The 13,293-nt window shown below is 43.0% G+C and carries 11 protein-coding genes; 3 read left to right on the forward strand and 8 right to left on the reverse strand.

Features of this window, described 5'->3' with window-relative positions:
* Window positions 1-181: 181 nt before the first annotated feature.
* The 7 genes from AN944_RS17545 to AN944_RS17575 all read right to left on the reverse strand — a co-directional run bounded on the left by AN944_RS17545 (window position 182) and on the right by AN944_RS17575 (window position 7,224).
* The gene (locus AN944_RS17545) at window positions 182-2,005 is read right to left on the reverse strand and encodes an ABC transporter ATP-binding protein (protein ID WP_055025944.1); all 1,824 of its coding nucleotides are present in this window, start codon (window positions 2,003-2,005) and stop codon (window positions 182-184) included.
* A gap of 252 nt (window positions 2,006-2,257) precedes the next feature.
* Entirely contained in the window at window positions 2,258-3,187 is a 930-nt protein-coding gene (locus AN944_RS17550; protein WP_235530993.1) for a heme ABC transporter ATP-binding protein, read from the reverse strand.
* Window position 3,188: 1 nt separating this feature from the next.
* A complete protein-coding gene (locus AN944_RS17555; protein WP_055025945.1) occupies window positions 3,189-4,205 on the reverse strand; it encodes an iron ABC transporter permease in 1,017 nt (338 codons plus the stop codon).
* A gap of 59 nt (window positions 4,206-4,264) precedes the next feature.
* Window positions 4,265-5,155 (reverse strand): hemin ABC transporter substrate-binding protein, encoded by an 891-nt coding sequence (locus AN944_RS17560; protein WP_055025946.1) that lies wholly within the window; start codon window positions 5,153-5,155, stop codon window positions 4,265-4,267.
* A gap of 103 nt (window positions 5,156-5,258) precedes the next feature.
* Window positions 5,259-5,681 carry a biopolymer transporter ExbD gene (locus AN944_RS17565; RefSeq protein ID WP_055025947.1) on the reverse strand — a complete coding sequence of 141 codons (423 nt, stop codon included), beginning with the start codon at window positions 5,679-5,681 and terminating at the stop codon, window positions 5,259-5,261.
* Window positions 5,681-6,451 carry a MotA/TolQ/ExbB proton channel family protein gene (locus tag AN944_RS17570; RefSeq protein ID WP_055025948.1) on the reverse strand — a complete coding sequence of 257 codons (771 nt, stop codon included), beginning with the start codon at window positions 6,449-6,451 and terminating at the stop codon, window positions 5,681-5,683. The genes AN944_RS17565 and AN944_RS17570 overlap by 1 nt, the downstream gene beginning before the upstream one ends.
* A gap of 20 nt (window positions 6,452-6,471) precedes the next feature.
* Entirely contained in the window at window positions 6,472-7,224 is a 753-nt protein-coding gene (locus AN944_RS17575) for an energy transducer TonB (protein ID WP_055025949.1), read from the reverse strand.
* A 354-nt stretch (window positions 7,225-7,578) separates the two neighbouring features.
* On the opposite strand from AN944_RS17575, the gene AN944_RS17580 reads away from it, so the two are divergent.
* From AN944_RS17580 to hutZ, 3 genes are all read left to right on the forward strand, one after another.
* On the forward strand, window positions 7,579-9,615 hold the full coding sequence (locus AN944_RS17580; RefSeq protein ID WP_055025950.1) for a TonB-dependent hemoglobin/transferrin/lactoferrin family receptor: 2,037 nt from the start codon (window positions 7,579-7,581) through the stop codon (window positions 9,613-9,615).
* A gap of 164 nt (window positions 9,616-9,779) precedes the next feature.
* Window positions 9,780-10,289 carry a heme utilization cystosolic carrier protein HutX gene (hutX, locus tag AN944_RS17585; protein WP_055025951.1) on the forward strand — a complete coding sequence of 170 codons (510 nt, stop codon included), beginning with the start codon at window positions 9,780-9,782 and terminating at the stop codon, window positions 10,287-10,289.
* 72 nt (window positions 10,290-10,361) lie between these two features.
* Complete coding sequence (hutZ, locus tag AN944_RS17590; protein WP_055025952.1) at window positions 10,362-10,904, forward strand: heme utilization protein HutZ; 543 nt, start codon at window positions 10,362-10,364, stop codon at window positions 10,902-10,904.
* 320 nt (window positions 10,905-11,224) lie between these two features.
* On the opposite strand, the gene AN944_RS17595 is transcribed toward hutZ, so the two are convergent.
* Window positions 11,225-13,099 (reverse strand): methyl-accepting chemotaxis protein, encoded by a 1,875-nt coding sequence (locus AN944_RS17595; RefSeq protein WP_055025953.1) that lies wholly within the window; start codon window positions 13,097-13,099, stop codon window positions 11,225-11,227.
* Between the last annotated feature and the right edge of the window lie 194 nt (window positions 13,100-13,293).

Below are 13,293 nucleotides of genomic sequence, written 5' to 3' on the forward strand. Positions count from 1 at the left end.
TGCTTGGTTTAGATCAAGTTTTGCCGCTTTGCATTGTAAAGATTGTCAGCGAAGCTGGGTTAAATTGATGCGTTAGTGATCTTGTTGTAAGGCGAGTAGTTGGATTGCTATTGAATAAAAAAGGCATGCTAATGCATGCCTTTTTAGTCACGTTAAACGGCCTATTGCTATGCTATTTGCGCTAAGTCGTGGCAAACAATTGCTTAAACAATCCCGCCTCTTGTTTGAGTTGCGTCTGGTTACCTGATTGCACAATTTGGCCGTCATCTAACACCAGAATTCGATCGGCTAAATCTAGGTTATTCAGTCGATGGGCAATAATAATGCAGCTACGGTTTTGCAAAAATGCGTGTAAGTTTTGCAGTACTTTGGCTTCTGTTGCGGCATCAAGGGCTGAAGTCGCCTCATCTAAAATGACTAAATCAGGTGCTGAGATCCACATTCTGGCAATTGCGAGACGTTGCAGTTGCCCGCCTGATAATCGTGTGTCGCTGCGACCTAAGTCTGTATCTAACCCTTCTGACCAACTGGCTATAGTGGTTGATAATTCAGCTTTTTCAAGGGCTTGCCATAGTGTTGAATCACTTACATCAGCGCCGAAAGTCAGGTTTTCACGTAATGTGCCAGCGATAAGCTTAGGGTGTTGCGGCACGTAACCGACTCGACGCCTTAATGCGTTGATACCAAAGTCATCAATAGTCTGACCGTTTATTAAGATGTTCCCTGATTGAGCAGGGTAAAAGCCGAGCAGTAAATTGACTAAGGTTGATTTACCGCCGCCACTCATTGCTAGTAAGGCAACGGATTCATTAGCAGCAATATGTAAGTTAAGCTGGTGGAACAAGTTTGGTGTTTCGGCAAAACCAAAGCTGACATTATCAAATTCAATGGTTAAGCCCATGGCTTGTTGTGCTGATGTTTCAGTAAGTCGTTGTGGTTGAGTCACTTGTTTTGGCTGTTGCGTTTCCACTTCTGCGGGTTCAGTGTCTAACGCTAATAACTGATTGAGTCGTTCCATCGAGGCTTGTGCGCCAAATCGAGCATATTGAATGTTCAATAACTCTTGAATGGGTCCCATCAAATACCAAAGGTAACTGAAGATGGCAAAAATTTGGCCGACGGATAAATCTGAAACCAACACCATAAAGATGGCCATCGCACGAAAGCATTCAAATCCCAGCAAGAAAGTAGTGAAGCTGAGTTTATTGAGCGCATCTGTTTTCCATTGGTTGGCAATGGCATGCTGGCTTAAATTGGAGGCTAAGCCAAATACACGTTGATAATAGTGCTTTTCTTGCTGTGCTAACCGTAGCTCACGTGTGGCATCAATGGTATCGACGAGGGCTTGTTGAAATGCCTCAGTTGCTGCGTTTTCTTTACGACGTAATGTTTTGACGTGTTCAGCAAATCGAGAAGAGAAGTAGATAACCAATGGATTGAGCAAAATGATCATCAAACCCAATTGCCAGTTGAGCCATAGCAAGACACTGGCAATGGCGACGATAGTCAATACGCTGATGATCAGCCGTGACAAAGTGTCACTGACAAAGCGCTCAAGAGTATCAACATCAGTAATACAGCGAGATGCTAATCCTGCACTACCGTATTTATCAAACGCGCTTATTTGCATATTAGGTAATTGCATTAGCATGCGCTCACGCACATCTAAACTGATGCGTTTGGCGATTTTGGTGAACTCTCTGGCTTGGATAACTTGTGTCACCATCGTCAGTAACCGCAGCACAATCACAGCCACTAAAACAATAACAATATACACGCCAGCACTGTGCATACTGTCAGGCAAAATTGGGTGCAAGGTGTTTAATAGCCAACCAGGTTTTTCTAGCAAGACTTCGTCTACTAGAAATGGCATTAGCATTGGGATAGGTAAGCTTAATAACGTGGCGGCAACTGCTATCATATTTGCCTGAAAGAGTTGCCGTTTATGGGTAAGAATCTTTTGTTTTAACCAAGCCCAATTAAGCTGTGGATGAGGTTGTTGCAAAGTTGCGTCCTTAACAAGGTTTTATACCAATCGTAATAAATAACTGTTCACCCTAGCTTGTGAAAACACGCGATAACGGTATTAGATTTTTTGACAGTAGAATCACTACTTATAAAAAAATCTGCCTTGTTCTCAAGTATGTTTCCTACGCTATTTCTGAACACTTACTTATCGTGATTGGTATTAGAGTAAAAATGGCAGTGACCTCCTAGCAATGGCTAGGAGGCTGCGCGATATTCGAACTTCTGTATATTAAAAAATAAGTGGGAGGTTGCTTTTAGGATCGATAACTAAGGTGGGCTTGTAGTGCCAAACTTTCTCGATCACTTCAGCGGTTAGCGCTTCATAAGGTGCGCCATCACTGACCACTTCACCTTGTTCAAGTACCACTAATCTGTCGGCATAACGGCAAGCTTGATTGAGGTCATGTAATACCACAATAACGCAATAGTTTTGCTCACGAGCCAAGCTTTGAGCGAGTTCTAGGACGCGATGCTGTTGAGCTAAATCCAATGCGGATGTGGGCTCATCAAGAAACAAAATTGGGTGACTCGGTGCCTGAGCAAGTTGGGTTAATACTCGCGCTAATTGCACACGTTGTTTTTCACCACCTGAAAGCGTTGGATAGCTGCGATATTTCAATGCAGACAGTGCCACTTGTTCTAATTGTTTATCCACCAATTCAGCGCCTTGTTGCTGATTAAGGGTTAATGGGTATAACCCCATCTGCACCACTTCGTGGACTTTAAATGGAAACGTGAGTGACGCATGCTGTGGTAATACGGCAAGGGATTTCGCTAGCTCAGCACGATCCCACTTGGCGAGTGGTTTGTTTTGTAAAGTGATCTCACCAGAGGTTAATGCTACTTCTTGGCAAAGGCTTTTTAGCAGCGTGGACTTACCCGCACCATTTGGGCCAAGCAGTGCCGTCACTTGGCCGGGCATAATGTCTAGATTGATATCTGTTAACACGGCTTTTTTGCCAATATGAACAGATAAATCTCTGATATTAATAACCGATTGTGAGGCTTGCACTGCAGAGTGACTGAATGCATCGGGCTTTGACTTATGTTGAGTCAATGGCGTGTTGTTGGTATCAGCGCCAGCCAATTCTAATCCTGATAATGCAGGCGCAGATTTATGTGTTTTAAGCATGGATTTTAATTCTAGATTTCTCATCATATTACACCAACTTATTGCGCTGTTTGAGTAATAGAATAATAAAGAAAGGCGCACCTAACAGTGCCGTGACAAGGCCAACAGGTAGCTCAGATGGTGCAACAATAGAGCGTGCGCCTATGTCTGCAACCACCAATATTGCAGCACCTAACATCGCGCTTAAAGGCAATAATAAGCGGTGATCTGGCCCTATCATCATTCTCACTAAATGCGGAACAACAAGACCGATAAAGCCAATAATCCCAGTAGCTGCAACAGCAATACCGACGCCAATAGCACACAAAACAATTAACTTGAGTTTGAGCTTATCAACATCAAGGCCAAGGTGCCTTGCTTCTGCTTCGCCTAGCAGTAATGCATTTAATGCCTTAGCACTTTTATTAAATTGCCAACTGATTAAGGCTAGGGCGATTAAGCTCAGAACAACATAATGCCATTGTGCTCCCGCGACCGAGCCCATTTGCCATAAGGTTAAGTCACGTAATGCCATATCGTTGGCCATATAGGTCAGCACCCCGATACCAGCACCTGCAAGTGCGGCTACGGCAACACCTGAAAGCAGCAGTAGCACAACAGAGGTACCGCTTGGACTCGATGCTAAACGGTATACAATCAAGGTGGTAATAAGCCCAGCGAAAAAGGCGCTAAAAGCCACAAGGTATTCGCCACCTTGGGGGAATAACACAATACAAATTGCTGCACCAAGTGCTGCTCCTGAGGACACACCAATAATGCCAGGATCCGCCAGCGGATTGCGGAATAACCCCTGCATGACAGCACCACACTGGGCTAATGTTGCGCCCACAGCTAGAGCTAAAAGAGTACGGGGTAAACGGACGTTATTAATCACCAGTTGCTCGTGGGGAGCAACCGCAGCTAACTCTTGTCCAGTTGCCCAATTCACCATGGCATTGAAGCTGGTGGAAGGGCTAATTTGTAATGGTCCGATGCTGACAGACAACAGGCTTGTTATCACCAAAGCGGTGAGTAAACAGGGCCAAAGCCAACGTTGATTTTCCATGATAGTTCCTAGTGCGTTAATGCAGCACGTTTAATATTTGCTATAGCCGTTCAACAAACTTAGCGCTGTTGGATCTCAATAAAGTCACTGGCAAGCTGATCGGCAGCTTCGACAGCACTGATCCCCAATCCGCCGAGCAATGCTTTAGCTGACAAGTTTTTAATCAGCTTATGTTCGCCTGCTGGGGTATGAGCAAGTAATGGCATTTGGGCTAATAGCGTTTCTGCAGGATCTTCTGCCACTTCTTCGCTGCGGTTTGAAATCAGAATGACATCAGGTTGCAGGGCTAAAATACCTTCTTGAGAAACGCTCTTATAACCTGAGAAACCCGCTATATTATTGCCGCCAGCAAGGTTAATAATGATATCTGCAGCAGTGTCGTCGCCGCCAACACGTGCTGGACGGTCAGGTTGTAGCAGTAGGAAAAGAACTTTAGGGGCATCACCTTGTTTGGCGATGGTGTGTTTTTTAGCATCAATTTCTGCAAAAGACTGTTGAATTTGCTCTGTGAGTGCTGCCGCTTGAGTTTCTCTTTCTAATAGCTGCCCCATTTTTTCAACATTTTGCAGGAGTTGTTCTTTAGTATTGGCATTAGGTAGCGATACCACTTCAACATTGGCGCCAGCTAAAACCTCTAAGGTATTTTTAGGTCCCATAGCATCAGAGCCCAATAATAACGTTGGTGATAACGCTAAAATACCCTCTGCCGACAGCATTCTGTGGTAGCCAAGTTTTGCAACTGAGGTGAGTTCTTCAGGGACTTGACTAGTCGAATCGACACCAACTAACTCGTTACTCCCCTCCAAGGCAATCACTAACTCAGTGATACCAGCACCTGCGCTGACAACGCGCTGTTCAGCCATGGTTGCTGAGCTAAAAATAGCCCCAGAAAGTGCCATTAAGCTGGCGAATAAAAAGGTTTTAGATTGACGTGTTTGTTGCTTGAGCATAATTAAAACTCCGAATAAATATGATAAAGGCTCAAAAATTACTGTGGAAACCCTATGTGTTTCTTTTACTGTGAGTCGATTGTCAGTATTAGAAGCGCAGTCATTAGGGTTCCATTAAAATTTGGGTATTACTGATTTGCTGTCTTTGTAATAAAGCAAGTACGGTCATCAATGGTTGTACTGGCGCATTTTTATCTGCAGCAACCACCACATTGAGATCAGGTGAAGCATTAAACGCACTAATAAAGGCTGCTTCAAACTGGTCAAATTGGTCAAACGTTTGTCCGTCGAGTGCCCAATGTGGTGCTTCATCCATGATGTTGACTGAAAGGTGTTCTTCCTGAGATAAGCCCACCAGTTCTGACTTGGTTTCAGTGGGGACATCCACAGGTAACGTCAGTAACTGGGTATTGGCTGTCAGTAGCAGAAACACCAATACGATAAAGATGATGTCGATAAGCGGCGTAAGATCGATGCCAATGCTACTTTGAGCCGATGATCCTATACCTTGTTCAGAGCCAATCATCAGTTTGACTCCGACAAGGTTGCTGCCATTGGTGGTGTCATGTTTGATGATGTCTGTTGCTGACTTGCGTGGGTATTACTGGCTTTAAGGCAAGGTGCATTTGCGCCGCAAGGGACTTCACAACCAATATTTAATGCTTGGTCGAAGCCTTCTAACCATAAGTTAAGCTGGTTGAGAGCATGAGCCATTTTGTTGCAGCGTTTTTCAGCCCATAAGCCAATCAAATGTGACATGGTGATGGCTGGCACGGCAATGATAAGACCTGCAGCTGTGGTATTCATTGCTAGTCCAAGTCCTGTTGCCAATTGTGATGGAGTGACGGGACCGTCTGAAATTCCCAGCTGGCTGAACATTTCAATAAGACCTAGTACTGTGCCCAATAGGCCGAGTAACGGGGTGATGACACCAATAATATGTAATACTTTTAAGCCCGATTGCAGTTTTTCTTTTTGCTTGATTAGCCATAAATTTAAAATTTCTTCACGCATGGGTCTAGGATGGTCACCATGGGATAACAATAGCCCCGTTCCTTTAGCCAACATACTGCGGCCTTGGCTTAGTTGAGCAATTAATTGCTGACGTTGCTCTGTTGTCGCACTGCGAGTTTGTTTTCTCAGTTCTGTTAACCAAGCGTCACGTTTTAATAACTCATTGGCCATTAACGCAAGTCGTTCAAGAATGATAAGTGATGCTAAAAAAGCACAAATAAACAGTGGCCAAGTTAAGTAGCCTAATTGCTCTGAGAGCTGCAAATATAGTGGTTGAGACATGTTGGTTTCCTATCTTCAGATTAATTTAGCGCAAACTTCACCGGGACTCTTACTGTGTAAGCAAAAGCGGTTTGCGGTGAAGGTGCGGCAAATTTCCACTTTTCAACAGCATCAATCGCAGCTGCATCAAGTAGGCTATAACCTGAACTATTAACTAAAGTGAGCGAAAGTTGCTCACCAATTTGATTAAACATGACTTCCACTGTCGCTGTGCCCTCAAAGCCTCTTTTACGTGCTTTTCTTGGGTAATTAGGTTGTGATGGCGGCGCTGAAAATGTCGGTTTCTGTAACGCGACGGTTTGTTGAGTAACGCCTTGTTGGGCCTCCACTTGTTGCTGTTCATGGGTTGCACTTGCATCTGTGCTGGCAAGTTCGGTATCTGACATTTCGGTTTGAGGTTGCTCGGTCACAGGCGTCGGTGTGGGTTCAACGACTTCTTGCTCAATGACCTCTTCAACTTTTGCGATGACGTTATCGGGTGCTGGCTTTTTAGGATCGGTTTTGACGACTTTCTCAGGTATTGGCTTAGGTTCTGGCTTCGGCTCTGGTTTAATTTCTGGCTTAAGCTCTGGAAGCACTTCTTCAATGGTTTGCTCAGTGCTTTGAGCTTGTGCACTGGCTTGCATTGCCACCATGACACTAACAGCTTGATTTGACCCCATTGCAGACCCTGCCGCGAGCTGAATTTCAGGCTCAGTATTTTGAGAGGCGAGAACGCCTCCTTGGATTAAAACGGTTAAACATCCAAAAGCAAAATATCGTCTAGGTGTCATGATCTATATTCTTCTACAACAGCATTCGGTTAGATATTGACCATTTTTAAGAAAAGCAATTAGTTAGCTGAAAATCTTTACAATCTTTACAAAGCTAATAATTACAATCACTTAATAATAGTAAGTATCAATATATCGCTAAACATACAACATAAGTAATGAGATCGCAAATGATAATGATTTTCATTTGATCTAAGTTTTATTCTCAGGTAAAGTGCGGCAATTAGTTAGGCGGTAATAATACTTTGTGATTAGTTTTTCTGAATGATTCATTAGCTTTTTCACTAACACAAAGTGGTCATTACTTCCCTCGAACTAAGCCGAATTTTGTATTTATACTTTGAGGATTTAATCATGACCAAGAAGCCACTCGTAGTAGCAATGGCAATGGTTTTCAGTACAACCGCATATGCACAAGAAAGCAAAACAGTCACCGAGTTTGATGAAGTTTTAGTCACAGCAACGCGTATCAGTGAAAAAGTCTCTGATACTAGCCGAAGCGTGACAGTGATCAGCGAAGAAAAAATGCAAGAGTCACAACCTTCATCGGTTGCAGATGCACTGAAAAACGAAGCTAACGTTAGTGTGACTAATGGTCCTCGTGCTTCGTCTCAAGGTGTTGAAATCCGTGGTCTAAGTGGACAGCGAGTACTACAAACTATTGATGGCGCGCGTCAAAACACCAATTCTGGTCACCGTGGCACCTATTTCATGGACCCTGAGCTACTAAGCTCAATCGAAGTTGTGCGTGGCCCTGCAAGTAGCTTATGGGGAAGTGGTGCGATTGGTGGTGTGGTTGCACAAAATACCAAATCAGCCCAAGACTTTTTAGATGAAGGCGATACCTTTGGTGGCTACATCAAACAAGGTTTTGAAACGAACGGCGACAAGATCAAAACCAGCGGTACTTTATATGGTTTAGCTGACAATATTGATTGGTTATTAAGTGGTAGCTACCACGACAGCAACAATATCAAGATTGGTAACGACCAAACCCTTGAAAACAGTGCTTCAGAAGCAACGAGCGGTTTAGCTAAATTAGGTTGGGAACCAACTGATGATCAGCGTCTACAGTTTTCTGCACGTTTTTCAGATACTGATGAGTTAGTACCAAGTAATCCAGCGACTAACGTGGGCAGCTCAGTACCATTAGTTCAACGCAATACTACAGATCAAAACGTGACGTTAGATTACAGCTTAAACCCAACAGATAACCCATTGTTGGATTTAAACGCGACGCTATATTGGAATAGCACTAATTACGACGAAGATCGTGTGACTAAAGATCAAGTAGATAGCACGGAATACGACACCATAGGTTTTAGCCTTAATAACAGCTCTACCTTTGGCAATACTGTGCTGACATATGGTGTGGATGGTTACAAAGACACCATTAATACTGTACGTGACGATAATGGCCAAGCTGGTGAACGTCCTGATGATATCGACGGTGAGTCTACGGTTTGGGGGGCTTTCACTAAAGCTGATATTAGCTTAACCGATACCTTGGCACTAGATGCTGCAGTACGTTACGACACCTTCAAAAATGAAAGTAATAACTTAAACCAATCATCTGACGACAATGCGTTTACGCCATCTGTTGGCTTAGTGTGGAAGACGACTGATTGGTTAACCTTAAGTGCACGTTACGACGAAGCATTCCGTGCACCAAGCATGGAAGAAATGTACTCAACAGGGACACATTACTGTATTCCTTCTATCCCAGGTTTCTTGCCAGATGGCTTATGTAACACTTTCGAGATTAATCCAGATCTGAAAGCTGAAAAAGCGCAAAACAAAGAGATCAAAGCCGACATGCGTTTTGCTGATTTAGCGGGCGATGATGAGTTAGTGGTGACCTTAAGTGCATTCAGAAACGATGTTGATGATTTCATCGAACAGTCTGTATCTAACCCACTTTATGGGATTCCAGGACTTGAACAAACGACCTCTTGGGATAATGTCGACGAAGCTAAATTAACTGGTTTTGAGTTCACCACTCGCTACCGTTATAAGCAAACTCGTTTGACCTTCAACTATGGTCAAACTGAAGGTAAAGATAAAGAGTCAGATGAGTATCTATCTAATATCCCAGCTAAGAAAATGGGCTTAGATTTATCGCAAGCCATTATGGAAGGCGATATGAAGTTTGGTACTCGTTTTACGTATGTTGCTGAGCAAGATCAGTTACCAACTGACAACCTAGAGCAATATGACTCGTACAAATTGTGGGATGTTTACGTAGCTTGGGAACCAGCAATGGGGACATTCGAAGGCTTGCGTGTAGATTTTGCAGTAGAAAATATTGGTGATGAGGAATATCGCCAAGCGTGGCAAACCTTGTATGAGCAAGGCAGGAATTTCAAATTGTCAGCGCGTTACTCGTTTTAATTCTTTTACCCTGTAAACGAATTAATTAGACCGAGGTGAGAGAGCAATAGTGTGGATAACACTTGCTCTCTTATTTGGAAAGCCTCTCAAGGGTAAAAGCTTGAGCGGCTTTTTCAGGATTTAAGATTCGTATATTAGGGTTATTAAATATTTGGAGATATTCCATGGCTGTATCAGTAGAACAAATCAAGCAGTACCTCGCCGACAACCCAGCAGCGATGCCAGGACAGGTTGCAGCTGAGTTAGCAATCACAGAGTTAGAAGTCGTTAAAGCACTGCCTTCAGAGCAGTTGGCTTTATTACCACTGACAGAAAAAGATAACTTACTGGCTTCACTACCAGAGTGGGGCAATATGACCACGATTGTGTCTGCATCAGGTAGCATTTTTGAATTTAAGGGTAGCTTCCCTAAGGGTAAGTACGCTCATGGTTACTACAACTTAATCACCAAAGGTGAAGGCTTACATGGCCACTTAAAGCTGGATGATATCAGTGCAATTGCCCTGATCAGCAAGCCGTTCAGAGGCACTGAAAGCCACTCAATTAACTTCTTCGGCGCACAAGGTGAAGTGGTTTTTAAAGTGTATTTAGGCAGAGACAAAAAGCGCGTGTTATTAAGTGAACAGGTTGAGCGTTTTCAGGCACTTAAAGATAGCGTGAACATTGCAGCTTAGTTGTTGATGACAACGTTTTTGATGACTGTTTGTCATCGCTGCTGATTAGAAAATAGAGAAAAGGAATGTGTGATGTCGACAGAAAAAGAGCAACGCTTACGAGAGAAACTTCTTCCAGAAATTGAAGAATTCAAAGCGCAACGTTCAACCTTACAATTGGCAACGCAAGATGCTGATGGTGTACCTAACGCCAGTTATGCTCCATTTGCATTGGCCGATGATGGTTTTTATATTTTGGTCAGCGAGTTAGCACGCCACGGCACTAACTTAAAAGCCTCTAATAAACTGTCTGTCATGCTAGTTGCTGATGAGTCTGAGTCGAAAAGTGTGTTTGCACGTAAGCGTTTAACCTTTGATGCGACAGCTGAAATTGTTGCCCGTGATAGTGAAACATTCACTAAAGGTGTGGCGGCATTGTCGGCACGTTTTGGCGAAATGATTGACAATCTAGCAGGATTAACTGACTTCAATCTATTTAAACTAAATCCGCATCATGGCTTATACGTTAAAGGATTTGGCCAAGCATTTAGCTTGTCAGGTGCAGAGTTACTTGATGTAGATTGGAAGCGTGATGGTCATCATGGCACCCCAAAAGAGCCTGCTGAAAAAGCGTAATCAGAATTCAGTTAGCCTAGGTTAACTGAGTTTTATGCTACTTTCTCGACATGGGGTTTGTAATGTTTTTGCAATATATTTGTAATGATTTAGTACTAGTTAAGTGCATTTCTAGATGTTACGATATTTGCCATGACAAGTGAGTGTGCTACTGCATTATTGTGGTTTTACTTAAACAAATACAATAACTTCAACCCCAAAAGATGATATTGTTTTAACAAGATTTGTTGCTCACTTTAATGGCAAAAAGCCCAAGTTTACTTAATGTAAACTTGGGCTTTTCCTTATTGAGGCCTTGGCCAAAAATTGTCGATTTTTGCTTATAAAATAAAAGTGGCCACTAAGTCATTAAGTGCCTTTGCTTGCCCTTTTAATTGCTGCGCTTCTTGATGGGCTGTGACGGATGCTTGTGCAATTTCATCCGTGACGTCTTTAATTGCCACTGTATTTTGCGTGATCTCATTTGTCACTTGGGTTTGTTCTTCTGCTGCGGTAGCAATTTGACTGGCCATATCTGAAATTAATGCCGCTGCTTGGGTAATTTCTTCAATGGCTTTATTCGCTTCATTGGCATCTTCGACACTGTTAGTCGCGAGTGCTTGGCTGCTTTGCATTAGCTCAACAGCGTTTGATGTGGTGGTTTGTAGCGTTTCAATCGTTTCATAGATTTCTTGGGCTGAATCTTGAGTACGACGAGAAAGTACACGTACTTCATCTGCAACAACGGCAAACCCACGTCCTTGCTCACCAGCTCTTGCTGCTTCAATGGCTGCGTTTAGTGCTAATAAATTGGTTTGTTCAGCAATTCCCTGAATCGTCGATAAGATGCTGGAAATAGCATTAGCATGACGGCTCAATTCACTAATCACATCCGTTGCTTGGGTGACTTCATTGGCCAACAAATGAATTGATTGACGGGTATTATTCACTAAGCTTTGGCCTTGTAAGCTGCTACTACTGGATTGTTGCGCTGCGGTAGCGGTATTTTCTGCACTGGATGCAATTTCATGTGTCGCACTGGCCATTTGAGTTACCGCAGTGGCGACCATAGTGACTTCTTGCTGCTGGGTTTGAATTTCTTTTTCAGCATGACGACTGTTCACTAAACTATTATCAGCATTTTGATCAAGTTGGTGTGCCACTTGTCTTATTTGACTAATGAGTAAGTGCTGGCTGCTAACAAAACGATTAAAGCTATCAGCTAACACTCCCACTTCATCTTTAGACTCAACGTCAATACGCTGGGTTAAGTCACCGTTTCCATCAGCGATTTTAAACAGTGCATTTGAGACACGACCGAGAGGGAGAAGTAACTTAGTCATTAACCATGAAATCACTGCCATACTTGCTAAAAGCACTAATGCAGCTAGTCCAAGTTGTTTGACAAGCAAGCTCGCTAGAGGGGCTTCAAGCGTTGCTTGATCAAGTAGAACAATCAGTTCCCAATCCGTTTGAGGAATATCCTCAACCCAGACTAATTTGTCACGGCCTTCAAGCTCAAAATGGATTGGAATTAATTGATCACTGCGGCGCTGTTGCTGCAACACATTAAGATCCAGTTGGTTATCAATATCGCGAATATGTCCCATCGCTTTTGATGCATCTTTATAAGCGATAACCGTACCATCTTTATGCATCATGATAGCGAAGCCATTAGAAGGCAAGGTCATACGGTTAACATCATCGACTAAGTCGTTAATATTCACATCGCTGGCAATGACGCCATTATGGATTTTTTCAGCAAGGGTAATCACGACTTTTTTAGTCGGGAAGTCTACATAAGGTTTGGTAAGAATCATCGCTTGGCTGGTCATTGCTTGCTGATACCAAGGACGAGTACGAGGATCATAACCTGTATTATCAATGCTAGTGTCTGCATCGATCATCTCACCGGTATCTTTACCAAAGTATGTGGACTCGAAGCGACCTGAATCTAATGCTTGTTGCAAAACATGAATGTCGTCGCCTTGGTTAATCCGTGATTTGAGCGCATTCAGAATATCTTTTTTAGATGATAACCAATCACTAATTCTTTCAGTTTGTTGGCTGCTGAGTCGCTGAACCTGCTCTAGATTTGAGGTTAACAACATGGTTTTTTGGCTGGAATAACTTTGCCAAGACAATAGGGCAATGACGACTGATAAGGCGATTAATACCGGAAAGATAATTTTCAACTTTAACGAATTAGATTTCATATAAACCAGTGTGACCTTGCTATTGAAAGGGGGAAGTATTTAGCAACCAATGCTTGCCCAAATAGGGCTATTTTTCAGCGGCGGATAATGTCATAAGTGGTCGTTTTTTCATAGCAAATTGCTGATTAAATCAGCAAGCAAAACACCTTGATAACGAAACCAGAACAGACGATATACAAGCTTGCTTTATTGCA

Origin of the sequence: Shewanella sp. P1-14-1 (assembly GCF_001401775.1) — a bacterium.
GTDB lineage: Bacteria > Pseudomonadota > Gammaproteobacteria > Enterobacterales > Shewanellaceae > Shewanella > Shewanella japonica.

Bases quoted from the DNA above. Each gene is read 5' to 3' on its own strand.
- AN944_RS17550 (WP_235530993.1), bottom strand. From the start codon at position 3,187: ATGATGAGAAATCTAGAATTAAAATCCATGCTTAAAACACATAAATCT.
- AN944_RS17555 (WP_055025945.1), bottom strand. From the start codon at position 4,205: ATGGAAAATCAACGTTGGCTTTGGCCCTGTTTACTCACCGCTTTGGTG.
- AN944_RS17560 (WP_055025946.1), bottom strand. From the start codon at position 5,155: ATGCTCAAGCAACAAACACGTCAATCTAAAACCTTTTTATTCGCCAGC.
- AN944_RS17565 (WP_055025947.1), bottom strand. From the start codon at position 5,681: ATGATTGGCTCTGAACAAGGTATAGGATCATCGGCTCAAAGTAGCATT.
- AN944_RS17570 (WP_055025948.1), bottom strand. From the start codon at position 6,451: ATGTCTCAACCACTATATTTGCAGCTCTCAGAGCAATTAGGCTACTTA.
- AN944_RS17575 (WP_055025949.1), bottom strand. From the start codon at position 7,224: ATGACACCTAGACGATATTTTGCTTTTGGATGTTTAACCGTTTTAATC.
- AN944_RS17580 (WP_055025950.1), top strand. From the start codon at position 7,579: ATGACCAAGAAGCCACTCGTAGTAGCAATGGCAATGGTTTTCAGTACA.
- hutX (WP_055025951.1), top strand. From the start codon at position 9,780: ATGGCTGTATCAGTAGAACAAATCAAGCAGTACCTCGCCGACAACCCA.
- hutZ (WP_055025952.1), top strand. From the start codon at position 10,362: ATGTCGACAGAAAAAGAGCAACGCTTACGAGAGAAACTTCTTCCAGAA.
- AN944_RS17595 (WP_055025953.1), bottom strand. From the start codon at position 13,099: ATGAAATCTAATTCGTTAAAGTTGAAAATTATCTTTCCGGTATTAATC.